This window comes from Streptomyces sp. NPDC051662, from assembly GCF_040681655.1.
Classification (GTDB): Bacteria; Actinomycetota; Actinomycetes; order Streptomycetales; family Streptomycetaceae; genus Streptomyces.
Genome location: NZ_JBFAZD010000001.1, coordinates 274,299 through 299,868, shown reverse-complemented (window position 1 = coordinate 299,868; position 25,570 = coordinate 274,299). Strand labels below are relative to the sequence as shown.

Here is a 25,570-nt window from a genome sequence, read left to right as displayed (position 1 = left end):
ATAAGGGGGTTGTGCGCGGGCGCACTACTGATTAGTTCATTGCCCGGCGCATCCCCCGCGCAGGGCCGTACCGTGGAGGGCGGAGCCGCGGATCCTGGCGGCAGGGAAGGAGCCTCCCACCCATGGACAGTGGTGTTCCGCCGGGACCGTCGCGGCAGCGGACCGCCGCGGACGGCCGGATTCCGCTCGCTGTGGTCGTCGTGGACGGGGACGGCCTGGTCTCACACTGGTCGACCGGCGCACGGAGACTTTTCGGCCACTCGAAGGACGAGGCGGTCGGTCAGCAGGCCACCGATCTGATGCCGGTCGCCGGTGCCCTCGCCGCGCGGGAACGCGGCGTGGCGCACGGCATGTACGACACCGGCGTCGACCTCGACCTCGACCCGGACATCGACCTCGGCACCGAGGGCGGACCGGAGCTGCACGGCCGCGGCTCCTACGCGACCGCGGGGCGCGCGACGCTCTCGGAGCGTGGACGCGACCGGCTCGACGTGGTGTGGTGGGCGTATCCGCTGATCGGCCCGGAACCCGGGCGTCATCTCGTACTCGCCGCCGACACGGCGCAGTTCAAGCGGGACGACGCGGACGGCCGGGCCGACACCCGGCGGATCTCCCCGGCCTTCGCCCTGCACGCCGAGCTCCCCGACGCCGAGGCGCTGGCGAGGCGACTGCCGGACATCCTGCCGAACATGGGTCCGGCCGAATCCAATCGCATCGTCGCGCAGGTCCTCGAACTCGGCTATCCGGCCCTGGAGTTCAGCCATCACGACCGGGTTCCCGTCACCCCCGACTGGGGTGTGCCGAAGCGGCCGGGGGGCCGGAGCGGTGTGACGGAGCCGGTGGACGGGGACGGGGATCCCCGGCGGCGGGCGGCGCCCCGACCCGAGCTGGACCTCGAATACGCCGCGGTGCGCGAGCGGTTGGAGTTCCTGAACGAGGTCAGCGGCCGGATCGGCTCGTCCTTCGATCTGGCCCGTACCATCCGTGAGGTCACCAGCGCGGCCGTGCCCCGCTTCGCCGACTTCGCGGGGACGCATCTGCGCGCCGCCGTACTCGCCGGGGAGGGGTTCCCGGACGGACCGCCCGATGTGACCACCGTCTGGCACCGGGTCTGGGTCGAGCACAACGACGAACCGGGCCGCTGGGACGACACGGTGCCCGTCGGCGAGGCCATATCGTTCCCCGAACACACACCGTTCTTCCAGTGCATGGTCACCGGCGAACCGGTGCTCATCCCGCGGCTCAGCGAGGAGGCGGGCGACCGGATCTCGGGCGAGTTCGAGAAGCGCGATCTGCGCCCTCTCATCAACCACCGGTCGATGCTGCTCGTCCCGCTGAAGGCGCGTGATGTGGTACTCGGCTTCATGGTGCTGATGCGACGGCCCGACCGGGAGCCGTTCGACGGCATGGACCGGACGACCGGTGCGGAACTCGCCGCCCGCGCCGGGCTCGTACTCGACAACGCCCGGATGTACACGTACCAGGAGAATGTCGCCGAGACCCTCCAGGACAGCATGCTGCCGCAGGTCCCGCGGCACATGGCGGGCTGCGACATCGCCACCCGCTATCTGCCGGGCACCCGGCTCGGCCGGATCGGCGGTGACTGGTTCGACGCCGTCAAACTGCCCGGCTCGCGCACCGCCCTGGTGGTCGGTGATGTGATGGGCCATGGGCTCAACTCGGCCGCGATGATGGGGCAGTTGCGTACCGCCGTACAGACCATGGCGACCATGGAACTGCCGCCCGCCCAACTGCTCCGCAATCTGGACGACTTGGCGCAGCGGCTCGGCGAACTGTATCTGGCGACCTGTCTGTACGCGGTGTACGACCCGATCAGGTCCGAGCTCCAGATCGCCAACGCCGGGCATATCCCGCCCGTGCTCGTGCGTGCGGAGGACGGCAGGGCCGAGGTGCTCGATCTGCCGACCGGCGCCCCCATAGGGGTGGGTGGAGTGGCCTTCGAGACCACGACCGTCAAAGTGAGCCCCGGCGACCGGCTGGTGCTCTGCACCGACGGTCTCGTCGAGGTGCGCGGGGTGGACATCGGGGACGGCCTGGCCGCCCTGTGCGCCTCGGCCGCGCATCCCGCCGCCTCGATGGACCAGGCCTGCGACACGATCATTCGCGCCCTCAACACCCATGAGGGGCGCAAGGACGATGTGGCGCTCCTGATGGCCAGGCTGAACGGCATCCCGGACAGGGACGTCGCGGAGTTCCGCCTCGCCCTTGACCCGCGCGAAGTGGCCAGGGCCAGACGGCTGGTGCGCGGGCAGCTGCTCGACTGGGAGCTGCCGGCCGCGGTGGAGACGGCCCAGCTGATGGTCAGCGAACTGGTCACCAACGCCATGAAGCACGCGCGGACCCAGCGGGTCGGGCTGCGGCTGGTCCGTACGGACGCGCTGCTGTGCGAGGTCATCGACGACGAGCCGGCCCCCGCCGCCCTGCTCAACGCGGGCCGGGACGACGAGTTCGGGCGCGGGCTGCGCGTGGTGAGCACGCTGGCCCGGGAGTGGGGCACCAGCAGCTCGGCGCGCGGCAAGACGGTCTGGTTCGAACAGGCACTCGCGCGCACGGTACGGGCGCGGTCGAACGGAAGCTGAAAGCGCGAACGGAAGCTGAAAGCGCGAACGGGAACTGAAGGCGTCGAACGGGAACTGACGGAGTCGAACGGAAGCCGAAAGAAGCGTCCGCCCTCTTCCCCGCCGACCCGCCGGGACGGTAGTCCGGGTCCTCCATCGCCCGCCCTCGGCGGGCCGCGACAGGGGAGACCGTACATGGATGTGTCGCGGCGATACCGTGAGGCATGGGAAGGGTTCTGGGCGGAGACCTCCGATACGCCGGGCGAGGCGATCTGGGATTCCGACCCGTCGTTCACCTCCGTACCGGACAGCGAACTGCTGCTCCCGTACGCCGACGCCACCTTGCCCGTCGTCGACCTCGGCTGTGGCAACGGCACCCAGACCCGCTATCTGGCCACCCGGTTCGCGCGGGCGATCGGGGTGGATCTGTCGCACGCGGCGATCGCGCACGCGCGGCACGCCGACACCGCGGGAAGCGTGGAGTTCGAGCAGATCGATCTGGTGGACCATGACGCGGTGCGCGCGCTCGGCAAGCGCACGGGCGACACCAATGTCTATATGCGCGCGGTCATCCACCAGAGCGAGCCCCAGGACCGGCCGGCGGTGGCGGGCGCGGTCGCGGAGCTGCTGGGGGAGCGCGGGCGGGCGTTCGTCGCCGAACTGACCAGCGCCTCCAAGGCGGTCCTCCAGCAGGCCGCGGCGGAGCCCGGAGGCCCGCCCCCGAAGCTGCGGCGGGTCTTCGACCACGGGCTCAAGCCGGCCGGGGCGGCGGACGAGGAAGTGCCTGAGCTGCTGCGCGCGGCGGGGCTGCGGATCCTGGCGGACGGGAACACCGCGCTGGTCCAGACGGAACAGCTGCGGGACGGCACCCGTATCGAGCTGCCGGCCCGTTGGTACATCCTCGCCCGCGAATGAAGCGCGCCGCCTTCTGAGCCCAGCCGCCCCGGAAATGAGTTGCCGCTCCGGGGCGGCTTCTGCTGTACTCCCCGCGACAGCCGATTGATCAAGGAGAAGACTATGCGCCGAGCGTCGATGCCCATCCAGAAGGTCACCATCACCTATCTAGAGGACATGACGCTCCGTGAGTACGTTGAACCTGGGAATTCTGGCGCATGTCGACGCCGGTAAGACAAGTCTGACCGAGCGGCTGCTCTTCACCGCCGGTGTCATCGACGAGATCGGCAGTGTCGATGACGGCAGTACCCAGACGGATTCCCTGACGCTGGAACGACAGCGCGGTATCACCATCAAATCCGCCGTCGTGTCGTTCGTCGTCGACCACACCACGGTCAATCTGATCGACACCCCCGGCCACCCGGATTTCATCGCCGAGGTGGAACGGGTCCTCGGTGTGCTCGACGGCGCCGTGCTGGTCATCTCCGCCGTCGAAGGCGTTCAGGCACAGACCCGGGTGCTCATGCGGACGCTGCGGCGGCTGCGTATTCCCACCCTGATCTTCGTCAACAAGATCGACCGCACCGGCGCGCGATACGAACAAGTACTGCGTGGCATCTCCGAGAAGCTCTCCCCGTCGTCGATCGCGATGGGGGCGGCCACCGGGCTGGGCACTCGCGACGCCCTGCCCGTGCCGTACGGCGCCGGTGACGCCGCGTTCACCTCGGGACTCGCCGAGCTGCTCGCCGACCACGACGACGCCCTGCTGGCCGCGTACGTGGACGACGAGACAGCGCTCCCGTACCACCGGCTGCGCGAGGAGCTGGCCATCCAGACCGGACAGGCGCTCGTCCACCCGGTCTACTTCGGCTCGGCGATCACCGGCGCGGGCGTGGACGCGCTCATCACCGGGATCAGGGAGCTGCTGCCCCGGGCCGGGGGCGATCCGGAGGGGCCCGTCTCGGGCACGGTCTTCAAGATGGAACGGGGGCCCGCCGGGGAGAAGATCGCATACGTACGGATGTTCTCGGGCACGGTAAGAACGCGAGACCTGCTGCGATTCCACCGTCCTGCCGGGAGCGATACGGGGAGCGGTCCGGCGGGCGACGGCAGAAGCGATCCGGCGGGCGATCCGGCGAGTGCCACGGCGAACCGGGCACGGGACGAGGAGGACAAGGTCACCGCGATCAGTGTGTTCGACCGCGGGTCCGCCGTCCGGAGCGCGTCGGTCTCCGCCGGGCGGATCGGGAAACTCTGGGGTCTCGGCGAAATCCGGATCGGCGACGAGATCGGAATCGCGCCCACCACTCCGGCGGAGCGCCGGTTCTTCTCCCCGCCGACGCTGGAAACAGTCGTCGTTCCCCGCCGCGCCGCCGACAAGGGCGCGCTCCATGTCGCGCTCACCCAACTCGCCGAGCAGGACCCGCTGATCAATCTTCGGCAGGACCCGATTCGCCGGGAAATCTCCGTATCTCTCTACGGCGAGGTGCAGAAAGAGGTCATCCAGGCGACCCTGCTGGATGAATTCGGGGTCGATGTCACATTCCGCGAGACGACGACGATCTGTGTGGAACGGCCCGCCGGCAGCGGGGCGGCCGTCGAGATCATGGGAAAGGACCCCAATCCCTTTCTCGCGACCGTCGGGCTGCGCGTCGATCCGGCACCCGTCGGCGCGGGCGTGGAATTCCGGCTGGAGGTCGAGTTGGGGTCGATGCCGTACGCGTTCATGAAAGCCGTGGAGGACACCGTGAAGGAGACGCTGCGGCAGGGGATCCACGGCTGGCAGGTCATCGACTGCGTGGTCACCATGACGCACTCCGGCTACGCCCCCCGGCAGAGCCACTCCCACGGCGTCTTCGACAAGAGCATGTCGAGCACCGGCGGCGACTTCCGCCATCTCACCCCGCTGGTGCTGATGAGCGCGCTGGCACGGGCGGGCACCACGGTGTACGAGCCGATGCACCGCTTCCGGCTCGACCTCCCGGCGGACGCGCTCGGCGCCGTACTGCCCGTCCTGGGGCGGTTGCGGGCCGTCCCGCGCACCTCGGCCGCGAACGGCTCCTCGTATGTGCTGGAAGGGGAGATTCCGGCGGCCCGGGTACATCAGCTGGAACTGCGGCTGCCTACGCTGACCAGTGGCGAAGGGGTGCTCGAAGCGTCCTTCGACCACTACGAGGCGGTCCGCGACACCATCCAGGACCGGCCCCGAACGGACCATGATCCGCTCAACCGCAAACAGTATCTGCTGCATGTCGTACGACGGGTGTAATGTCCCGCCGACGACCCCCTCGCCCCAGGGAGAACGGAGTACCGGTGAAGATCCTGATCAGCGCCGACATGGAGGGCGCCACGGGGGTGACCTGGCCGGCCGATGTGCTGCCCGGCACGCCGCAGTGGGAACGCTGCCGCTCCCTGTTCACCTCAGATGTCAACGCCGCCGTGCTCGGCTTCCTCGACGGCGGCGCGGACGAGGTGCTGATCAACGAGGCGCACTGGAGCATGCGCAATCTGCTCCTGGAGCGGCTCGACGACCGTGCCCAGATGCTGACCGGCCGTCATAAGTCGCTCTCCATGGTCGAGGGCGTCCAGCACGGGGATGTCGACGGCATCGCCTTCGTCGGCTACCACACCGGCGCGGGTACGGAAGGGGTGCTCGCGCACACCTATCTCGCCAACTCCCTCACCGGTGTGTGGCTGAACGGCGCCCGGGCCAGCGAGGGACTGCTCAACGCGCATGTGGTCGCGGAGTACGGGGTCCCCGTGGTGCTGGTCACCGGCGACGATCTGACCTGCGTGGACGCGCAGGGCTACGCGCCGGACGCCCGCAAGGTCGCCGTCAAGGACCATGTCTCGCGGTACGCGGCCGTCTGCCGGACGCCGGCCCGTACCGCCGCGGACATCCGCGTGGCCGCCAAGGCGGCGATGGCCCTCGCCGGACGACATGAACCGGCCACCGGCGGCCCGTTCACCGTCGAGATGGAGTTCGACGCCGCCCATCTCTCCGATGTCGCCACGGTCGTACCGGGCGTGGCTCCCACCGGGGAGCGCAAGGTCGCGTACACCAGCGGGACGATGTATGAGGCCATTCGTACCTTCAAAGCGGTCACCACGATCGTCTCGTCCGCCGTGGAGGAGCAGTATGGCTGATATGACACCCATGGCTGATCAGACGCCCATCGACTCCAGCGGTGCCCCTGACGCCGCCGCGCTCGACGAGGTGGTCGCGTTCACCTCGGGCCTCATCGGTATCGACACCACCAACCGGGGAGGCGGCGACTGCCGCGAGCGTCCGGCGGCCGAATATGTCGCCGAGCGGCTCGCCGACGCGGGGATCGAGCCCACGCTGCTGGAGCGGACCCCCGGGCGCACCAATGTGGTGGCCAGGATCGAGGGCACCGACCCCTCGGCCGACGCGCTCCTCGTCCATGGCCATCTGGACGTGGTGCCCGCCGAGCCCGCCGACTGGACCGTGCACCCCTTCTCCGGCGACGTCCGCGACGATGTGGTGTGGGGGCGCGGCGCGGTCGACATGAAGAACATGGACGCGATGGTGCTGTCGGTCGTCCGCGCCTGGGCCAGGCATGGGGTCCGGCCACGCCGGGACATCGTGCTCGCCTTCACCGCCGACGAGGAGGCCAGCGCCGAGGACGGCTCCGGCTTCCTCGCCGACCAGCACCCGGAGCTGTTCGAGGGGTGTACGGAGGGCATCAGCGAATCCGGGGCCTTCACCTTCCACGCCGGGCACGGCATGGCGCTCTACCCGATCGGCGCCGGAGAACGCGGCACCGGCTGGCTGAAGCTCACCGCCCACGGCAGGGCCGGGCACGGCTCCAAGGTGAACCGCTCCAACGCGGTCAGCAGGCTCGCCGCCGCCATCGCCAGGATCGGCGACCACCCCTGGCCGGTCAGGCTCACCCCGACGGTACGGGCCGCCCTCGCCGAACTCGCCGCGCTCCACGGCATCGACGCGGATCCCTACGCCGAGGACTTCGACACGGACGGGCTGATCGGCAAGCTCGGCCCGGCCGCCGCGCTGGTCGAGGCGACCATAAGGAACAGCGCCAACCCGACCGTCCTGGAAGCCGGTTACAAGGTCAATGTGATTCCGGGGCACGCCGTCGCCTATGTCGACGGGCGCATGGTGCCCGGCGGCGAGGAGGAGTTCCGTACCACCCTGGACCAGCTCACGGGACCGGATGTGGAGTGGGAGTTCCACCACCGGGAGGTGGCCCTCCAGGCGCCGGTCGACTCGCCGACGTTCGCCAAGCTGCGCGCCGCCGTCGAGCGCTTCGACCCGGTCGGGCATGTCGTGCCGTACTGCATGTCGGGCGGGACGGACGCCAAGCAGTTCTCCCGGCTCGGTATCACCGGCTACGGCTTCTCGCCGCTCAAGCTGCCCCGCGGCTTCGACTACCAGGCGCTCTTCCACGGCGTGGACGAGCGGGTGCCCGTCTCGGCGCTGCACTTCGGCGTCCGTGTCCTCGACCACTATCTGAAGTCCGCTTAGGAGTGTGACCCATGCTGTCCATGGGGGCCTACGGAACGTGGCCGTCACCGATCGACGCGGCGCTGGCCGCCTCGCACGACGGCCGCCCCGAGTATGTGGGGGCGGTCGGCGACGAGGTGTGGTGGACGGAGCCGCGTCCCGCCGAGGCCGGCCGGCGCGCGCTCGTACGGCGGCGGGCCGACGGCACCGAGGAGTCGCCGCTGCCGGCCCCGTGGAACGTCCGCAGCCGGGTCATCGAGTACGGCGGGGTGCCCTGGGCCGGTGCCACCCGCCCCGACGGCGGTCCGCTCGTCGTCTTCGTCCACTTCCCGGACCAGCGGCTGTACGCGTACGAGCCGGACGGCGGCGGCGCGCCCCGGCCGCTCACACCGGTGTCCGCGACCGGCGGCGGACTGCGCTGGGCCGATCCGCTGCTCCTCCTCGACCGCGGTGAGGTCTGGTGCGTGCTTGAGGAGTTCACCGGCGAGGCGCCCACCGACGTACGACGGGTGATCGCGGCCGTCCCGCTCGACGGCTCGGCCGCCGGGGACCGTACGGCCGTACGGGAACTCACCGACGACCGGCACCGCTTCGTCACCGGGCCCCGGCTCTCGCCCGACGGACGCCGGGCCGCCTGGATCGCCTGGGACCACCCGCGGATGCCCTGGGACGGCACGGTGGTGATGCTCGGCGAGGTGCCGGAGAGCGGCCCCTTCACCGGCGTCAGGGCGGTCGTCGGGGACACCGACGAGTCGGTCGCGCAGGTCGGCTGGGCGCCGGACGGCTCGCTGCTCTTCGTCTCCGACATCGGCGGCTGGTGGGAGATACAGCGGATCCGCCCCGAGGCCCTGGGGCCGGCCGGAGCGCCGGGCGTCGTCCCGAGCACGAGTCTCTGCCCCGGCCGCGGGGAGGAGTTCGGCGGAGCGCTCTGGAAGATCGGCCGCCAGTGGTTCCACCCCCTGGAGAACGGGCTGATCGCCGTCATCCACGGCAAGGGTTCCACCGCGCTCGGCGTGCTCGACCCCGCGACCGGCGAAGTGGTGGACGCCGCAGGACCGTGGACCGAATGGGCCGCCACCCTCGCCGTCCAGGGCGACCGCGTGATCGGCGTCGCGGCCAGTCCGCGCAGCGCGTACGAGATCGTGGAGCTGGACACCGGCACGGGGCACGCCCGGGTGATCGGCGCGGCGCACCGGGACCCGGTGGACCCCGCGTACTACCCGGAGCCCCGGATCCGTACCTTCTCCGGTCCCGACAACCGCGAGATCCACGCCCATATCTATCCGCCGCACAGCCCCGATCACAGCGCGCCCCACGAGGAGCTACCGCCCTATGTGGTGTGGGCCCATGGTGGGCCCACCAGCCACGCGCCGCTCGTCCTCGATCTGGAGATCGCCTACTTCACCTCGCGCGGCATCGGCGTCGCCGAGGTCAACTACGGCGGCTCCACCGGCTACGGCCGGGCCTACCGCGACCGGCTGCGCGAGCAGTGGGGCGTGGTCGATGTGGAGGACTGCGCGGCCGTCGCCTCCGCGCTCGCCGCCGAGGGCACCGCCGATCCGTCCCGGCTCGCCGTACGCGGCGGCAGCGCGGGCGGCTGGACCACCGCCGCCTCTCTCGCCTCCACCGATGTCTACGCCTGCGGCACCATCAGCTATCCGATCCTCGATCTGCTGGGCTGGGCCACCGACGAGACCCATGACTTCGAGTCCCAGTACCTCGAATCGCTGGTCGGCCCGCTCGCCGAGGTGCCCGGTCGCTACCGGGACCGCTCCCCGCTGCACCGGGCCGACCGCGTCACCGCGCCGTTCCTGCTGTTGCAGGGGCTCGACGATGTGATCTGCCCGCCCGCGCAGTGCGAACGGTTCCTGGACCGGATGGCCGGACGCGGCGTACCCCACGCGTATCTCGCCTTCGAGGGCGAGGGCCACGGCTTCCGCAGAGCCGACACGATGGTCCGCGCGCTGGAGGCCGAACTGTCCCTGTACGCGCAGACTTTCGGCATCGAACGCACGGACATCCCACGGCTGGAGTTCCGCCGATGACGCTCACCGCACTGACCCGGCCCGCGCGACTGCGGCCGGGTGCCCGCGTCGCTGTCGTGGCGCCCAGCGGCCCCGTGCCCGCCGAGCGGCTCGAAGCCGGTCTGGACATCCTGCGCGGCTGGGACCTCGATCCGGTGGTCGCGCCCCATGTCCTGGATGTCCACAGCCGGTTCGGCTATCTCGCCGGAGGAGACGAGGACCGCGCCCGCGATCTCCAGGAGGCCTGGTGCGACCCGGCCGTCTCGGCCGTGCTCTGCGCCCGGGGCGGTTACGGCGCCCAGCGCATGGCCGACCTGCTCGACTGGACCGCGATGCGGGCCGCGGGCCCCAAGGTCTTCGTCGGCTACAGCGACATCACCGCGCTGCACGAGGCGTTCGCCCGGCGCCTCGGCCTGGTCACCCTGCACGGTCCGATGACCGCCGCGATGACCTTTCTCAAGGACAACGGGACACAGGAGTCGCTGCGCGCCACGCTCTTCGAGCCCGAGTCGGTGCGCACCCTCGGCCAGGACACCGCCCGGGGGCTGGTCCCCGGGCGGGCCGCGGGCGTCACGCTCGGCGGCTGTGTCAGCATGCTCGCCGCCGAGCTCGGCACCCCGAACGCGCGCCCCTCGGCGGCGGGCGGGCTGCTGATGATCGAGGACGTCGGCGAGGAGCCGTACCGTCTCGACCGTATCCTCACCCAGCTGCTGCGCTCCGGATGGCTGGACGGCGTCGCCGGGATCGGCCTCGGCTCCTGGGCGGAGTGCGGACCGTACGAGGACGTCAGAACGCTGCTGCTCGACCGGCTCGGCGGGCTGGGCGTACCGGTCGTGGAGGAACTGGGCTTCGGCCACGGCGAGTCGAACCTGACCGTGCCGCTGGGCGTGCCCGCCGTACTGGACGCGGAGAGCGCCACCCTCACCCTGGATGTGCCCGCCCTCGTCTGAGATGGCGGAGCCGGCCGGTCCGGGGTGAGGGCGCCGGTCGCTCAGTGCCGGTGGCCCTCCGGCCTTAGAGGCCCATCGCTTCCGGATGGCTGATCGGGTGGTCGAGCAGTACCTCGTCGGCGATCGCGAAGCCGTGGGTGAGCGCCGGGGCGTGCGGCGCCAGCGCGACGACGGCGTCCTCCGTCGCGTCGGGGAGCCGTCTCACCTGGTCGGCGGTGAGCCGTCCTTCGGCGAGGAGATCCCCGCTGTGCGCGGCGATACGGCGCAGCGCGAAGAGCCGGTGCAGGGTGTGCAGGAGATTCCGCGCCACCGGCTCGGCGGTTTCGTCGTCGGCGGCGGCCAGCAGGGCCTCGGCGGCACGCCGGTGGGCGTACGCGTCGACCAGTTCGAGGGCGGGTGTGACCGTCGTATTCCATCGGTTGAGCGGGTCGCCGGCCTTGCCCGCGCGCAGCCGGGTCCTGGCCCGCTGATGCCAGACGCTCTCGATGTCCGCCAGGAGGTCCTGGAGGAAGGCCGGATCGGTCAGATCCCGGTCCCCGGGCGCGCAGGCGCTCGGCTCCTTCGGGGTGAAGTGTCCGAGAAGCATCTCGCCGGCCGCCTTGACCCAGATGACAAGGTTGTCACCCTCCGCGGTGATGGTCCCCTCATTGGCCGTCAGCTGACCGGCGATGCCGTTGGCGAGGAACAGCCCCTGGGCGCCGCACCGTTCGCGGCACTCCGTCATGACGGCGCGGGCCCGCCAGGTGATCCAGCCCTTGGCGACGGCCGCCAGACGCTCGCCGTCCTCGCGTTCCGCCTCCGTCGCCTCGGTCCACTGCCGCACGGCGGTGCGGTGCAGCAGGGTCGCGGCATAGGTGGTGGCGAGGGCGTCGAGCAGCGGGGTGTGATGGCTGCGATGGGCGAACAGCGGCACGCTGCCCCCGGCGGTGACACCGGAGGTGTGCCGGGTGTGGGCATGGCGTACGGCGACGGCCAGCGCGTGGCGGGTGACCCCGAGGCTGTAGGCGCTCATACAGAGCTTGCCGGCGGTGACCCGCCCTATGGAGTGCAGGAAACGCTTGCGGGGGCTGCCGATCGTGCTGCTGAAGACGCCGTCCCGGGTGAGCCGCCCAATTCCGGACTGGAGGAACGCCTCGTAGGGCAGCCGGACGTTCTCGAAGGAGGTGACGCAGTGGTCCACCGGGCTGGTGGCCGTCTGCGGCAGCCTGCGTATCTCCACGCCCGGCAGCGGGCCCCCGGCGTCGTCGCTGAGCGGGGTGAGGAACAGGAAGACGCCCCGGTCCTTGCCGTCCGTGATCAGCCGGGCCGCGACGACACCGGTCTTGGGGCCGCCGGTGGAGCTGGTGTTCGGCATGAACTTGCCCGCGGCCGGTGACGGTGTGTGCAGGACGAAGCCGCCGGTCGCGGGGTCGAAGGTGGCGGTCGTCTCCAACTGGGAGGCGCTGTTGCCGTGTCCGGCCTCGGTGCACAGGAACGTACCCGTACGCCGCAGTTCCGTGAAGGCCCGCAGATCACGCTCCCCGTCGGGACCGTGGTCGAGGAGACTGCCGAGGAAGAGGTTGTAGTGAATGCTCGCGACCGTCGCTAATCCCGCGTCCACCGGGCCGGCCCACTCGTGGAGCGCGCTCAGCCGTTCCACGTCGACGACAAGATCCTCGGGGCTGTCGATCTCGTCATTGACGAGCCGCAGCCGCTCGTAGGACAGCGCGGCCCGCTCCTGTGGTGTCAGCCCCTCACGGAAACGGAATGGCCCGGTGCTGAAGAGTTTGCGCCACGGCTGGTGGATCTCTTCGAACCGTTCGCCGAAGAGGGCCCGGGTCAGTGCGGCGGTGGCCGGGGAGTCCTGGACAGGAGGAAGCGGAGAAGCGGAAGTCACCATAGTCACAGGGCGGAACGCTAACCCAGCCAACAGTGACGTCCGATGTGATGATCAACACGCGAGGCCGGGGCGCCGGGAACGTTTGGTGAACCCGCTTCCGAGCCACCATGATCGTCCGAGTCACGATCACGCTAGGCTGACGCGATGCCCGACCTTCCCGAACGCCTCGCCGAAGGCTCCCGCACGTTCGTCCGCGCGTACCGGCACGAGGACGCCGACGAGTTCACGGCGCGTGTCCGCGAGAGCCAGGCGCTGCACAGCCCCTGGCTGTTCCCGCCCACCGACGCGGAGGGTTACGCCGCCTACGCGGGCCGGTTCATCGAGGACCCCACCAGGGAGGGCTATCTCGTCTGTGCGCGCGAGGACGGCGGGATCGCGGGCTTCGTCAATATCAACAACATCGTCCATGGCGCCTTCCGGAGCGGCGCGATCGGATACGGCGCCTTCGCGCACACCGCGGGCCGGGGCCTGATGACGGAAGGGCTCGGGCTCGTCGTACGGCACGCGTTCGGTCCGCTGGGGCTGCACCGGCTGGAGGCCAATGTGCGGCCCACGAACACCGCGTCCCTCGCGCTCGTCCGGCGCGCGGGCTTCCGGCTGGAGGGGTACTCGCCCGACTTCCTCCATATCGACGGCGCGTGGCGCGACCACGAACGCTGGGCGATCACGGCGGAGATGGTGGACCGGGACCCGTCCCATCCGCCGCGCACGATCGCCCGGTAGGCCCGCCGAGCGGTCGGCCCGCGGGCCGCCGTCCCGGCGTTCTCGCTGTCCGCGAACTCATTTGAGGATCAACCCCACGGCGGTGAGGATGGTGCGCATGCGGAATATCGTGGTGATCGACGCGCCCTCCAACCTGGGGCTGCGGCCCCCCGCCCCTGGTGTCGTGCCGGGGTGCTACAAACTGGCGGGCGCCCTGCGCGAGCAGCGGATCGTCCAGCGGCTCGGCGCGTTCGAGGGCGGCGTCGTCGTCCCGCCGCGCTACGACCGCGGCGACTGGCAGGAGGGCGACGGGGTCTTCAACGCGGCGGCGATCGCCGCGTACACACCCAGGCTCGCCGACCGGATCGAACACCATGTCAGGGCCGGGGACTTCCCGCTCGTGCTGGGCGGCGACTGCTCCATCCAGCTCGGTGCCTCCCTCGCGCTGCGCCGCATGGGACGGTACGGGCTCGCCGCCATCGACGGCTCGGCCGATTTCCGGCACCCGGGCAACTCCGACAACATCGGCGCGGCGGGCGGTGAGGAGCTGGCGATCGGCACCGGCCGGGGCCAGCGGGATCTGACCGACCTGGAGGGGCTGCGTCCGTATCTGCGGGACGAGGACGTACGGCTCTTCGGGATCCGGGACGACGACGAGGACCGCGAAGAGCTGGCCCGGCTGCGGATTTCCACCGTGTCGGTCGGCGAGCTGCGTCAATGGGGCGCGGCCGAGCTGGCCGGAGCCGTGCTCCAGACGCTGGAGACGCCGGTCACCGACGGGTTCTGGGTCCATCTGGACGCGGATGTGCTCGACCCCGAGGTGATGCCCGCGGTCGACAGCCCGGACGCGGGTGGCCTGCTGCCGGACGAACTCTCCGTACTGTTGCGGACCTTGGTGCGCTCCGAGCGCTGCGTCGGTCTCAACGTCACCATCTACGACCCGGACCTCGACCCGGACGGGACGGCGGGGGCGCTGCTCGCCGATCTGGTGGTGGGGGCTTTCACCGGCGAGGGGGCCCCGGCCGTCGGCTGACCGCCCGGGCGACCGGCCCGGGCGACCCGCCCGGTTGATTCAGCCCGGTTGATCAGCCCGGCGTCGGGACGGCTTTGCGGTCGACGTACTCGAAGACCGAACCGTCGGGGTGCAGGGCGATCACATTGCGCCCCACCGGCGTCGGCACCGGGCCCGCGACGATATGCGCGCCGACGCCGGTGAGGACGGTGATCGCCTCGTCGACGTCCTCGACCGCGATGGTCGCCGTGACCTTGCGCAGGACATCGATCTCCGACGCGGGGCCGGTCATGAGGAGGAAGCAGCCGACGGCGGCGACGGAGACCCCACCGCGCTCGAAGCGGAGCGCGGGGCTTCCGGTGAGGCGTTCGTAGAACACCACCGAGGTCTCCAGGTCGTCGACGCAGATGCGCAACGTGGTTCCCAGGATTTCCATGGGCATCAGGGTAGTTGGCCGCGCCGGGACACGTGATCGATTCGGGCGGCCGGGGGTGGGCGCGTACGTCCTGGACGTACCGGATTCATGCCCGGCAGAGGATCTCCCCGTGCGGGACCATGAACCAGCCGTCCTCGGCGGCGCCCCACTCGCGCCACGCCCCGGCGATCCCGGCCAGCCGCTCCGGTGTCGTATGACCGCCCTCGACCGCCAGACCGGCATAGCCCGAGGCGGTCGTGCGCTCCGCCCACAGACCGCTCCACCAGGCGCGCTCGTCGGGGGTGGCGAAGCACCAGGTGGTCGCGGTCGAGGTGATGTCGGTGAAGCCGGCCCGCCGCGCCCAGGAGAGCAGCCGCCGCCCGGCGTCCGGCTCCCCGCCGTTGGCGCGCGCCACCCGGCGGTACAGCTCCTGCCAGCCGTCCAGCGCCGGTACGTCGGGGAACCAGGTGAACGAGCCGTAGTCCGCGTCGCGCGCCGCCACGATCCCACCGGGCCGGCACACCCGGCGCAGTTCGCTCAGCGCCCGCACGGGATCGCCCACATGCTGGAGGACCTGATGGGCGTGGACGATGTCGAAGGAGTCATCGGGGAAGTCCAGGGCGTGGACATCGGCGACCGCGAAGCGGACGTTGTCCGTTCCGGCGGAGGCCGCCGCCTCCCGGGCCCTGTCCAGGACGTCCTCGGCGGCGTCGACGGCCGTGACCGTGCCCGGGGCGACGAGCGCGGCCAGATCGGCGGTGATGGTCCCGGGGCCGCAGCCGACATCCAGCAGGTCCTGGCCCGGCCGCAGTTCGGCGAGGAGGTACGCCGCGGAGTTGGCGGCGGTGCGCCAGCGGTGCGAGCGCAGCACCGACTCGTGGTGCCCGTGGGTGTAGACCGCGGTCTCCTTCGGCATGGCGGGACTCCCTCTCGTGACGTGGTACGGCCACCGTACGCCGTCATGTCGCATGATGAGACCCGCGTCTTGTTATGCGGACATGGTCAGGCCCGCGCCGATCCGTCTACCGATTCCACCGGCCGTACCGCGAGCCCGTCGATCACCGTCGTCGGCGGGCTGCCCCCGGAGAGCAGCAGGGCGGTGATCGCGTCGGCGGGGCCCTCCGTGAAGTGCACCTGGCCGAGCGGCAGCGGCACCACCGTGGGCGACGCCCCGGGCGGGATACCGAGCAGCCCGCCCAGCCAGGCCGCCGAGGCGCGCGGATCGGGGGTCTCGACCAGGATCCCGGCGAGGTCGTGCGGGCCCCGGTTGACCCGGCCCGCGCTGTACTTGGCCAGAATCGTCTGCCGGTCGGGCTCGTAGGTCACGAAGAACGGCGCCCAGGGCGGCCCGTCCGTCAGTATCGCCTCACGGAACGAGACGGGGGAGCCCTCGCGGGCGAAGGTCAGCAGCTCCACGCCGTGTCCTCGCGCGCGCAGCCGCTCCGCCGTGGCGCCGGCGTCGGTGACATGGACGCAGAAGGTGAGCGCGCCGCCGCCGCGCGCGACGAGTTCGTCGGCCCGGGGCTGCCAGCCCTTCATGGCCCTTCCGTAGGGCGAGTCGAGGAAGACCAGGCGATTGACGATGCTCGACAGCTCGATATAGCGGGTGTCCAGCCGCCAGGCGCCGTTGCGATAGCCCAGATACTCCGGGTTGGCGTGGGCGGGCAGTCCGGCTTCGGTGTAGCCGCGGACGGTGGACTCGACGTCCGGTACGCAGTGCACCAGATGGTCGAACTCCGGCTGTTCGATACTCGGCTGTTCGACATCCGTTGGTTCGAGGGTGGGTTGTGCTCTCAAGACGCCTCCCAGGTTTGTTAGGCGAGCCTAACCTTTCCATGCCTCCCGGGTGAGCTCATATGCCACATCGCCCTGTTCCGACCCCTCGATCGTCTCGGGCCACTCCTCGAAGAACGTACGGACGTAGGTCAGTCCCGCCTTCTCCAGTACGCGCCGCGAGGCTTTGTTGACCGTCATGGTCTGCGCGGTCACCCGCTCCGTGCCGAGGTCGGTGAACGCCGCGCGGACCAGGGCGCGGGCCCCCTCGGTGGCGTACCCCCGGCCCCAGGCCGCCCGGCGCAGCCGGTATCCCAACTCGACGACCCGCCAGCCCTGTTCGCTCTCCGGCTCCAGACAGAACCACCCCAGCCAGGTACCCGTGGCGCTCTCCTCCGCGGCCCAGAATCCCCGCCCGAGGAGCCGCGGCAGCGTCTCGGCCCGTACCGTGTCGGGCGAGACCGGCCGACCGCCGTCGATGAACCGGCGTACGCCGGGGTCGTTGTCGAGAGCGACCACCCGGTCGAGGTCGTCCTCGGTGAGCGGACGCAGCCGCAGCCGCGGGGTCTCCAGGAAGTAGTGCGTGTCCATGGCGCGATCCTCGGCCGTGCCGTTCCCGCCCGTCCACCGGGATTCCCGGGCGGACGGGACTTCGGACGTACCCGTCCAGCCCCACGGCCGCGCCTGGAGCAGCGGCCTACAGCAGCGCCTTCGGCCGGTAGACCGTCAGCGCCTCCTCCGCCTTGTCCAGAGTCAATTCCGCCGGGGCCTCGGCCACTTCACCGTCGAACGCGAGCGGCGTACCCGGTGCGATCCGGGCGATCCTGACCCGCCGCATCCGCTCCGCGGCGTGCACCGGAGAACGGCTCAGCGGACCGGCGAGCGCGGCGGCGAGCAGCCGGAGCCCCGGGGCCCGGCCGCCGTGCACGATCCGTACGTCCAGCAGCCCGTCGGCCAGATCGAGCCGGTGGCCGGGGGTCGGTCCCATCGGCTGGTAGATGCCGTTCCCCGCGAACAGCAGCCACAGCGCCCGCTGCCTGCCCTCGAACTCGGCTTCCAACTGGTGCTCACCCCGCAGCACCTTCAGCGCGGCCAGGATCCCGGCGGGCCAGTCGCCGACGCGCGGCGCCCAGCGCTCCCGCACCCGTACCAGCTCCGGATAGACGCCCAGGCTGAAGGTGTTGAGGAAGTGCCCCGCCGTCGCCCCGCCGGGCCCGGGGGTGAAACGCCCCAGGTCGACCCGTACGGCGTCACCCGCCGTCAGCGCCCGGCAGGTGTCCTGGACGCTCTCGATGCCCAGGTCGTACGCGAAGTGATTGAGCGTGCCACCGGGGAAGACGGCCAGCGGCAGCCCGTGCCGTACGGCGCACGACGCCGCCCGGTTGACCGTCCCGTCGCCGCCGAGGACACCGAGGGCCACACAGCGGTCCGCCGCCTTCGCCAGCTCCGTGTCCACCTCCTCCGGAGCGCACTCCACGACATCCGCGGCCGGCAGCGCGTCCCGGACCAGTGCGGCGGTGTCCGACGATCCGGAGGCGAGGTTGACCACGACCACCAGTCCGCGCCCGCCGGGCAGTTCGGGGGCCTCGGCGTACGGACGTCCCGGTGAGGGCAGTTGGGAACGGGTCGGTACGACCCCGCGTACCGCGAGGGCCGCCCCCACCCCGAGCGCGGCGCCCACCAGCACATCGCTCGGATAGTGCACGCCCGTGTAGACGCGGGAGAGGGCCACGGCGGCGGCCACCGGAGCCACGACGGCGCCCCAGCCCTTCGACTCCAGCGCGACCCCGGTCGCGAAGGCGGCGGCCGAGGCCGCGTGCCCGGACGGGAAGGAGGTGGTGAACGGCTGGTGCTTCAGCCGCCGTATCACCGGGACGACATCGAGCAGGGGCCGCTGCCGGCGTACCGCCCGCTTCCCCACGGTGTTGATGGCCGCCGAGGCGAGCGCCAGCGACGCCGCGCCCCGCAGGGCCGCCCGGCGCGAGCGCGCCCCGCGCCCCAGCACGGCGATGCCCGCGGCGGCGCCGAACCAGAGCAGTCCGTGGTTGGCGGACCGGCTCAGCCGGGGCAGTACGGGGTCCGCGCCGGGCCAGCGCCGGTCGGCGACGGAGCGGAAGACCCGCTCGTCCCAGGTGTCGAGCAGCGCCGTGATCCGGGCACGGGTGCCCGGGGTGGCCTGACCGTAGCTCGCAGAGGTCTCTGACATGGAACGCGGGTACCCCGCGAGCGGTCGCCCCAAGCAGACCGCCCGGGGAAGCTGGCCGAACGGACTCCGGAGGGCAATGTGTGTCAAACCTCCGTATAAAGGGTCAGAACAAGAGACCCGGGCGGACGGCGACTGCGGGAGGTGTGGCGGTATGCGGCGGACGGCTCCCGAGGGCCGGGGCTCCGTACGGTTCGGCCCGCCCGCCCCCGACGCGGGGCTGCCCGCGCTGCCCGAGCTGGTCGTCGAGTGCGCGGGGGCGGCCGGGCACACCGCGCCGCAGCCGCCCGGCGGTGACGCGGTCCTGCGGGAGGCGGCGGCCGGCTACTGGTCGCGGCGCGGCCTGCGCACCCTTCCCCATGACGTGGTCGCCGCGCCCGCCGCGCAGCCCCTGCTGTTCGCGCTGCTCGCGGCGTACGACGGGGACGTCCTGATGCCCCGGCCGTGCCCCGCTTCCTGGACGCCACAGACCCGGCTGCTGGCCCGGCCCGCCTACCATGTGCCGGCCGCGGCGGACGCGGGCGGCGTACCCGATCCGTTCGCCCTGCTGGAGACGGTACGGCGGGTACGGGCCGAGGGCGGCCGGCCACGGGTGCTGCTGCTCTCCGTCGCCGACGACCCGACCGCGGCGGTCGCCCCGCCGGAACTGGTCCGCGAGGCCTGTGAGGCCGCGGTCGGCGAGGGACTGCATATCGTCAGCGACGAGACCTGGCGCGACACGCTGCACCGGCCGCACGAGACGGTGCTGCTCAGCCCGGCCGAGATGTGGCCCGACGAGGTCGTCGTCCTCTCCGACCTGGCGGGCGCGCTGCTCCCGGCCGCCTGGCCGATGGCCGTCGCCCGCTACCCGGCCACCGGGGCCGGAACCGCGCTGCGCGCCAGGACGCTCGATATCCTCACCGCGCTCGGCGCGCTGGTCGCGGGACCCGTCGCCGCTGCCGCCGCCCACGCGCTCGACGAGCCGGACGCCGTCACGGCCAGGACGCGGGCCACCGCCGCGTTGCACGGGCGGCTGGCCGCCGCCGCCCACCATGTGGTGCTCGCCTCCGGGGCCCTCGCCGTGGTGCCACGGGCGGGCCGGCATCTCTACGCCGACCTCGGACCGCTGCGCGGACAGCTGGCCGGGCTGGGCGTCACCGACTCCATGGAGCTGGAGAACCATCTGAGCCGGCGTCTGGAGGTCCCCGTACCGGGCGGCCACCGGTTCGGGGACGAACTGGGGGCGCTGCGCGTACGGCTGTCGACGGGACCCCTGCTCGGGGTGACCCCGGAACAGCGGCTGAAGTCCCTCACCGCGACAGCGCCACTGGAACTGCCGCATGTCGTACGGGCGCTGGAGCATTTCGCGGCGGTCTTCGACGAACTGCGCTGAGCGGACCCGGACGAGCGGGCCGGGCCGGCTCGGATCCCTAGGTCGGCCTGCCCTCCGAGTCCGGGCTCTCCGGGCTCTCCGGCCGGCCCGGCCCGCGCAGTCTGCGCCAGAGCGCCGGGGCGCCGCTGAGCAGCAGCGTCAGCACCACCGCGGCGAGCACCCCCTCCCACGCCTCGTCGAAGAGCGAGCCGCCGAGCACCCCGATCAGCTGGTACGTCGCCGCCCAGGCCAGACAGGCCGGCACATCGCCCCGCGCGAACCGGCGCAGCGGCCACTCCGCGAGCAGACAGGCCAGCATCACCGGGATCCGCCCGGCGGGCACCAGCCGGGAGAGCACCAGCACCGTCACCCCGTGCTCGCGCAGCTTCGTCTGCGCCTGTTCGAGCCGGTCGGGCGGGGCGTGTCTGCGTATCGCCGCCAGCCAGCGCGACCCGTTCCTGGAGCCGACACCGCGCCGCCCCAGCCAGTAGAGGGATATGTCACCGAGGAAGGCGGCGCACGACGCCACCAGGAAGACATAGACCATGGCGAGCGGCGCGGTCTGGTGGAAGGCCACCACCGCCGCCGAACTGACCACCGCCCCCGTCGGTACCACCGGCACCAGCGCGCCCAGCGCCACCAGCAGAAAGACGGACGGATAGCCGACGGCCTGCTGCGTCGACTCGGGTGGCAGCTCCGAGAGCTGGGTGATGAGCCGGTCGATCACAGGCCGGCCTCCGGCCGGGCGCTCTCGCCGTGCCGCAGCAGATGGACGGTGACCTTCGGCGCGAGCCGCGCCGCGTGCCGTACGAACTCGTCGCCCGGCGCGTAGAACTCATGGGGACGGACCCCGTCCAGACCGATCGGCCAGTACGTACCGAAATGCACCGGTACCGCCGCGCTCGGCGCCAGATCGGCCAGCGCCCGCGCCGCCCGGCAGGCGTCCAGATGCTCGGGCCCCAGATGCGGCCCCCAGCCGCCCACCGGCAGCAGGGCCACATCCACCGGGCCCACGGCGTCCGCCATGTCGTCGAAGAGTCCGGTGTCCCCGGCGAAGTACGTCCGTGCGGCGCCGCTGATCACAAAGCCCAGAGCGGGGGAGCGGTGCGGTCCGACCGGCAGCCGCCGTCCGTCGTGGCGCGCGGGGACGGCCCGTACCCGCAACGCCCCGATCTCCACCTCGTCGCCCGGCTCGACCTCGGTGATCCGCAGCCCGGAGGGGTTTCTGCGGGCGTCCAGCCTGCGCAGCCCCGGCACCGACCGCTCGGCGCCGCGCGGCACGATCAGCCGGGTGCCGGGCGCGAGCCTGGCCAGCGACCGCAGATGGAGATGGTCGGAGTGCAGATGCGAGACGAGCACGGCATCGGCGACGGACGCCTCGGGCGGCGGTACCGGACCGCGCCGGCGGCGCAGATGGGCCAGTCGGCGGACGAAGACCGGGTCGGTCAGCACCCGTACCCCGGAGTCCTCGACCGTGCAGGTGGCATGGCCCCACCACGTGATGACAGTTCCCAACCCGACCTCAGCTCCGTCCGCCCATGGACCGCGCTCCCGCCCCGGGCCCGTCTCGTACTCAGCGTACGGCGGATACCCGTGCGGGCGGAGCCGGATGCGCTGGTCGCGCGCCGTTGACCGCCGGGCACGCGCCTGCCTTGCGGCGGCATGCGCCGAGTAGGGTCTGCGGACGGAGACGAGTGCCGGGGAGCGGGGGCAGGCATGCGTGAGGTACGAGTGGCCGTGATCGCCAGCCTGACTCCGCTGGAGGAGCTGGACAGCGACCCCTTCCTCGTGGACACCCGTGGCCAGCACACGATGTGCGCGCGCTGGGCCGAGGACAAGGGGTATCTCGTCAGCCGGCTGCTGCTCCTGTACGGGCTGCGCGCCGACCACTGCGGACTGTGGACGGATGTCGAAGCGGGGCTGGTGGATCTCTTCGTCGTGGCGAACGAGCGCGTACTCGAACGGGCACTCAGCTCGGTGCCCGCCTTCGCCGCGGAGTGCGCGCGCCGGGGCGTACCGCTGGAGACCGTCGGACTCGACGAACCGCTGTACGACGCCGCCATGAAGGCCGACGTCCACCGCAGGCTCTCGATGCCGACGGCGGGGTACGACGGCTGCTGACCCACCGTGAGACCTCCGGTACCCCGGGTGAGTCAGGGGTGCTCTGTGCGAGGCTGGGCCGACGGCCTGATCCGAAGGACAGGCCCGAGCCCGTGAGTGCGTACGGGCCTGGACGTGAGGTGACGGAGCGACGTGTTCAAGGGGCGGTGGCGTACGACAGGCGGAGCCCTGCTGCGGGTGATCATCGTATGGGCGGTTTCCACGCTCACGATGCTGGCGCTGGCCGGGATCCTGCCGGACTTCAAGCTTCAGTCGGACAACCAGGACAGCATCACCAGGATCGCGCTCGCCGCGGCCTGGGGCGCGGGCGCGTTCGGGCTGCTCAGCGCGTTGGTCTGGCCCCTGCTCGTACGCGCCCTGCTGCTCGTCCCCGCGCTGGTCCTCGGTCTGCTGGTGTTCTTCCTGAACGGCTCGCTGCTGCTGATCGCGCTCCGGCTCATCCCCGACGGGCGCGGGGCGGCCAATCCGGAGACGGCCGTGGTGGTCGCGGCCGTGATGTCCGCCGTGGCCTCCGCGACCTCGACGGCGCTCGCGGTCGGCGACGACGACGCCTACCGGCGCCGGCTCTCCCGTCTCGCGGACCGGCGACGGCGCAGGAGCGGCGAGGACGGCGGGCGCGGCGGACCGCCCGGCACGGTCTTCCTCCAACTCGACGGGGTCGGGCACCAGGTGCTGCTGGACGCGGTCGCCGCCGGAGTGATGCCGCATGTCGCCGACTGGCTGGGCGTGCCGCCACCGGCCCAGGACGACGGCCGCGGTACGCCTGACGGCCCGGCACGCGCCCTGGCCGCCGTCGCGCTGGACGGCATGGCGGACAGCCTGGCCGGGAGCCCGCGGCCGACCCACCGGCTCACGCCCTGGCGCACCGACTGGTCCAGCCAGACGGGCGCCAGCCAGCTCGGCATCCTGCACGGCTCCAACCACGATGTCCCCGCCTTCCGCTGGTACGAGAAGGACACCGGCCGGATCATGGTCAGCAACCGGCCCGCCAGCGCCGCCGAACTCCAGCGCCGCGCCATCGACCGCACCAACGACGGGGGCCTGCTCACCCTCGACGGCGCCAGCCGCGGCAATCTCTTCAGCGGCGGTGCCGACCAGCTCGCGCTGGTGCTGTCGATCGCCGCGCGACGCGGCAGGGCCAACCGCTCCCGCGCCGGCTACTTCGCCTACTTCTCCGACCCCGCCAACGCCGTCCGTACCGCGGTCTCGTTCGTCGCCGACGTCGGCCGCGAGATCGGTGAGTCGACCCGCGCGCGGCTGCGCGGCGACCTGCCGCGGGTCGGCAGGGGCGGGCTCTATCCGTTCATCCGGGCCTTCGCGACCGTCGTCGAGCGTGATGTGGTGGTCACGGCCGTGATCGGCGACATGCTGGCCGGACGCACCGCCGTCTACGCCGACCTCGTCGCGTACGACGAGGTGGCCCACCACTCGGGACCGCACAGCCGGGACGCCGAGCGGGTCCTCGCCCGGCTCGACCGCTCGGTCGGACTGATCGCCAGGGCCGCCGAGCACGCACCCCGTACGTACCGGATCGTGCTGCTCTCCGACCACGGTCAGAGCCCAGGCGAGACCTTCGAGAGCGCGTACGGACTCACCCTCAGGGACCTGGTCAGGGCCGGCTGCGGACTGCCCGTGTCCCGCCGGGCCGAGCGTACGAAGAGCGGCGCGGAGGCGCGCGAGGCGGCCAGGCACGCCGTCCGCGGCGCGCTGCACCGGCCGGAGCCCGAAGGCGCGGGCGAGGAACCCGCGCACGGCTCCGACCCGGTCGTGCTCGCGTCCGGGAACCTCGGCCTGATCTCGTTCCCCGATGTGCCGGAGCGGATGAGCCGCGAGCAGATCGACCGGCGCCATCCCGCGCTGCTGCGGACCCTCGCCAGCCATCCGGGGATCGGCTTCCTGCTGGTACGGAGCGAGGAACACGGATCGGTGGTGCTCGGCCCCGGCGGGGCGGAGGTGCCGGTCGACGCACTCGACGACAGCGGTCCGCTGGCCGGCCTGGGTCCCGGCGCGGCCGACGCCGTACGGCGCACGGACTCCTTCCCGCATGTCGCGGACATCATGGTCAACTCGATGTACGACCCGGCGACGGGCCGCGTGCACGCCTTCGAGGAACAGATCGGCTCGCACGGCGGGCTCGGCGGCGAGCAGTCGCGGGCCTTCCTGCTGTCACCGCTCGTGCTCTCCGCGCCGGTCCCCGACAGCGGTGAACTCGTGGGCGCCGAGCGGGTGCACCAGGTCCTCAGACGGTGGCTGAGGGAGGGCAGCGGACCGCAGGTGCCGCTGGGAACGGTGTCCCTCTCCGTGGCGAAAGCGCGCTCCGACGAGGCACGAACCGCCGAGGAGGAGCGGGACCCGGCGTAGGTCGCGTCCCCCGTGTGAGCGGTTTCCGCCGGTAGCAGGACGGCGGGCGTGTGTTTCTGGGCAGAGGTGCGTTGTCCAGGAGGTCGTGCCCATGAAGCGTGCCACGTCCGTTCCCACCCGCGCCGCGGCTGCCCGCGCCGCCGCCGCGCGCCGGGCCGCCCTGGTGGCGGTGCTGGTGCTGATCGCCTTCCTGGGCATGTCGATCGCGCCGTCCTCGGCGGCGATGCGGGACGCCGAGTCCCTGCCGCCCGCGTCCGGTTCCCGGGACCCGGCGGGCGAGGGACACCAGGACACCGCCGAGTCCGAGCAGTCCGCCCCGGTGAGGAACGAGCGGACGGGCAGGGAGCCCCAACCGCCCCTGACCCAGAGCGGACTGTTCGGTGAGCGGGCACCGGTTCCCTACGTCGGACGGTGCGTCCCGGTCTGGCCGCCGCGCACTCCGGTCATCACGCGCTGTGTGGTGCTGCGCTGCTGACAGGTCCGGCCCTTCAGTGCCTCGCGGGGCCCTGAAGTGCCTCTCGGACCACAGCAGTCGCTTTCATCAGCACCTTCTCACCGTGAGGACACAGCCATGCCGCTTGACCCCTTCGCCGCGCTCAACGCCATGATCCGCGCCGAGGCCGCGCGCTCCGACGCGTCGAACCTCCGTCGCCGCGCCCCGAGTCCGAGCGGTGGCTCGGACGACTCCGGGTGGGACTCCGAACCCATCGCCACCGCCGACCGGCGCCTCGCCGAGCGGCGTTCCCTCGACCGGCGTCCGGTCGGCCGACGTGCCAAGGACGAGGAACGAGGTGAGCGGGGTACCGTTCAGTAACATCTC

22 protein-coding genes are annotated in these 25,570 nt (G+C 71.9%); 14 read left to right on the top strand and 8 right to left on the bottom strand.

Translation table 11 applies throughout. The annotated features are described in order from the left end of the window. Positions 1–122: 122 nt before the first annotated feature. The 7 genes from AB0M67_RS01335 (at position 123) to AB0M67_RS01305 (ending at position 10,933) form a co-directional block, all read left to right on the top strand. On the top strand, positions 123–2,600 hold the full coding sequence (locus tag AB0M67_RS01335) for a SpoIIE family protein phosphatase (RefSeq protein ID WP_365741307.1): 2,478 nt from the start codon (positions 123–125) through the stop codon (positions 2,598–2,600). A gap of 174 nt (positions 2,601–2,774) precedes the next feature. Continuing rightward, the gene (locus AB0M67_RS01330) at positions 2,775–3,494 is read left to right on the top strand and encodes a class I SAM-dependent methyltransferase (protein ID WP_365741305.1); all 720 of its coding nucleotides are present in this window, start codon (positions 2,775–2,777) and stop codon (positions 3,492–3,494) included. Positions 3,495–3,660: 166 nt separating this feature from the next. Continuing rightward, complete coding sequence (locus tag AB0M67_RS01325) at positions 3,661–5,742, top strand: translation factor GTPase family protein (protein WP_365741303.1); 2,082 nt, start codon at positions 3,661–3,663, stop codon at positions 5,740–5,742. 44 nt (positions 5,743–5,786) lie between these two features. Continuing rightward, positions 5,787–6,620 (top strand): M55 family metallopeptidase, encoded by an 834-nt coding sequence (locus AB0M67_RS01320; protein WP_365741301.1) that lies wholly within the window; start codon positions 5,787–5,789, stop codon positions 6,618–6,620. Between the two features lie 10 nt (positions 6,621–6,630). Continuing rightward, positions 6,631–7,980: a M20/M25/M40 family metallo-hydrolase gene (locus tag AB0M67_RS01315; RefSeq protein ID WP_365741299.1), complete on the top strand. Its 1,350-nt coding sequence runs from the start codon at positions 6,631–6,633 to the stop codon at positions 7,978–7,980. An 11-nt stretch (positions 7,981–7,991) separates the two neighbouring features. Continuing rightward, complete coding sequence (locus AB0M67_RS01310; RefSeq protein ID WP_365741297.1) at positions 7,992–10,004, top strand: prolyl oligopeptidase family serine peptidase; 2,013 nt, start codon at positions 7,992–7,994, stop codon at positions 10,002–10,004. After that, complete coding sequence (locus AB0M67_RS01305) at positions 10,001–10,933, top strand: LD-carboxypeptidase (RefSeq protein WP_365741295.1); 933 nt, start codon at positions 10,001–10,003, stop codon at positions 10,931–10,933. Before AB0M67_RS01310 ends, AB0M67_RS01305 begins: the two co-directional genes overlap by 4 nt. A 64-nt stretch (positions 10,934–10,997) precedes the next feature. On the opposite strand, the gene AB0M67_RS01300 is transcribed toward AB0M67_RS01305, so the two are convergent. Beyond that, positions 10,998–12,812 (bottom strand): acyl-CoA dehydrogenase, encoded by a 1,815-nt coding sequence (locus AB0M67_RS01300; protein ID WP_365741826.1) that lies wholly within the window; start codon positions 12,810–12,812, stop codon positions 10,998–11,000. Positions 12,813–12,956: 144 nt separating this feature from the next. Between AB0M67_RS01300 and AB0M67_RS01295 the strand changes: the two genes are divergently transcribed. Together AB0M67_RS01295 and AB0M67_RS01290 are read left to right on the top strand one after the other, a co-directional pair. Continuing rightward, entirely contained in the window at positions 12,957–13,535 is a 579-nt protein-coding gene (locus AB0M67_RS01295; protein ID WP_365741293.1) for a GNAT family protein, read from the top strand. Between the two features lie 97 nt (positions 13,536–13,632). Next, positions 13,633–14,547: an arginase family protein gene (locus AB0M67_RS01290; protein ID WP_365741291.1), complete on the top strand. Its 915-nt coding sequence runs from the start codon at positions 13,633–13,635 to the stop codon at positions 14,545–14,547. A gap of 52 nt (positions 14,548–14,599) precedes the next feature. On the opposite strand, the gene AB0M67_RS01285 is transcribed toward AB0M67_RS01290, so the two are convergent. From AB0M67_RS01285 to AB0M67_RS01265, 5 genes are all read right to left on the bottom strand, one after another. Beyond that, positions 14,600–14,962: a VOC family protein gene (locus AB0M67_RS01285; protein ID WP_365741289.1), complete on the bottom strand. Its 363-nt coding sequence runs from the start codon at positions 14,960–14,962 to the stop codon at positions 14,600–14,602. Between the two features lie 85 nt (positions 14,963–15,047). Next, a complete protein-coding gene (locus AB0M67_RS01280; RefSeq protein WP_365741287.1) occupies positions 15,048–15,857 on the bottom strand; it encodes a methyltransferase domain-containing protein in 810 nt (269 codons plus the stop codon). 86 nt (positions 15,858–15,943) lie between these two features. Continuing rightward, positions 15,944–16,738, bottom strand: coding sequence for a VOC family protein (locus tag AB0M67_RS01275; RefSeq protein ID WP_365741285.1), 795 nt, complete (start codon positions 16,736–16,738; stop codon positions 15,944–15,946). A gap of 27 nt (positions 16,739–16,765) precedes the next feature. Next, entirely contained in the window at positions 16,766–17,305 is a 540-nt protein-coding gene (locus tag AB0M67_RS01270) for a GNAT family N-acetyltransferase (protein ID WP_365741283.1), read from the bottom strand. 106 nt (positions 17,306–17,411) lie between these two features. Beyond that, positions 17,412–18,920 (bottom strand): phosphatase PAP2 family protein, encoded by a 1,509-nt coding sequence (locus AB0M67_RS01265; protein WP_365741281.1) that lies wholly within the window; start codon positions 18,918–18,920, stop codon positions 17,412–17,414. A 151-nt stretch (positions 18,921–19,071) separates the two neighbouring features. On the opposite strand from AB0M67_RS01265, the gene AB0M67_RS01260 reads away from it, so the two are divergent. After that, complete coding sequence (locus AB0M67_RS01260; protein WP_365741278.1) at positions 19,072–20,289, top strand: aminotransferase class I/II-fold pyridoxal phosphate-dependent enzyme; 1,218 nt, start codon at positions 19,072–19,074, stop codon at positions 20,287–20,289. 37 nt (positions 20,290–20,326) lie between these two features. On the opposite strand, the gene AB0M67_RS01255 is transcribed toward AB0M67_RS01260, so the two are convergent. Together AB0M67_RS01255 and AB0M67_RS01250 are read right to left on the bottom strand one after the other, a co-directional pair. Continuing rightward, positions 20,327–20,992, bottom strand: a complete 666-nt coding sequence (locus tag AB0M67_RS01255) for a VTT domain-containing protein (RefSeq protein WP_365741824.1) — start codon at positions 20,990–20,992, stop codon at positions 20,327–20,329. Continuing rightward, the gene (locus AB0M67_RS01250) at positions 20,992–21,783 is read right to left on the bottom strand and encodes an MBL fold metallo-hydrolase (protein WP_365741276.1); all 792 of its coding nucleotides are present in this window, start codon (positions 21,781–21,783) and stop codon (positions 20,992–20,994) included. Before AB0M67_RS01250 ends, AB0M67_RS01255 begins: the two co-directional genes overlap by 1 nt. A 201-nt stretch (positions 21,784–21,984) precedes the next feature. Here AB0M67_RS01250 and AB0M67_RS01245 point away from each other — a divergent pair, with 201 nt between their 5' ends. The 4 genes from AB0M67_RS01245 to AB0M67_RS01230 all read left to right on the top strand — a co-directional run bounded on the left by AB0M67_RS01245 (position 21,985) and on the right by AB0M67_RS01230 (position 25,564). Continuing rightward, the gene (locus AB0M67_RS01245) at positions 21,985–22,389 is read left to right on the top strand and encodes a hypothetical protein (protein WP_365741274.1); all 405 of its coding nucleotides are present in this window, start codon (positions 21,985–21,987) and stop codon (positions 22,387–22,389) included. Positions 22,390–22,521: 132 nt separating this feature from the next. Then, positions 22,522–24,750: a phage holin family protein gene (locus AB0M67_RS01240; RefSeq protein WP_365741272.1), complete on the top strand. Its 2,229-nt coding sequence runs from the start codon at positions 22,522–22,524 to the stop codon at positions 24,748–24,750. A gap of 91 nt (positions 24,751–24,841) precedes the next feature. Next, complete coding sequence (locus tag AB0M67_RS01235) at positions 24,842–25,225, top strand: hypothetical protein (protein WP_365741270.1); 384 nt, start codon at positions 24,842–24,844, stop codon at positions 25,223–25,225. A gap of 96 nt (positions 25,226–25,321) precedes the next feature. Continuing rightward, the gene (locus AB0M67_RS01230; RefSeq protein ID WP_365741268.1) at positions 25,322–25,564 is read left to right on the top strand and encodes a hypothetical protein; all 243 of its coding nucleotides are present in this window, start codon (positions 25,322–25,324) and stop codon (positions 25,562–25,564) included. Positions 25,565–25,570 lie beyond the last annotated feature (6 nt).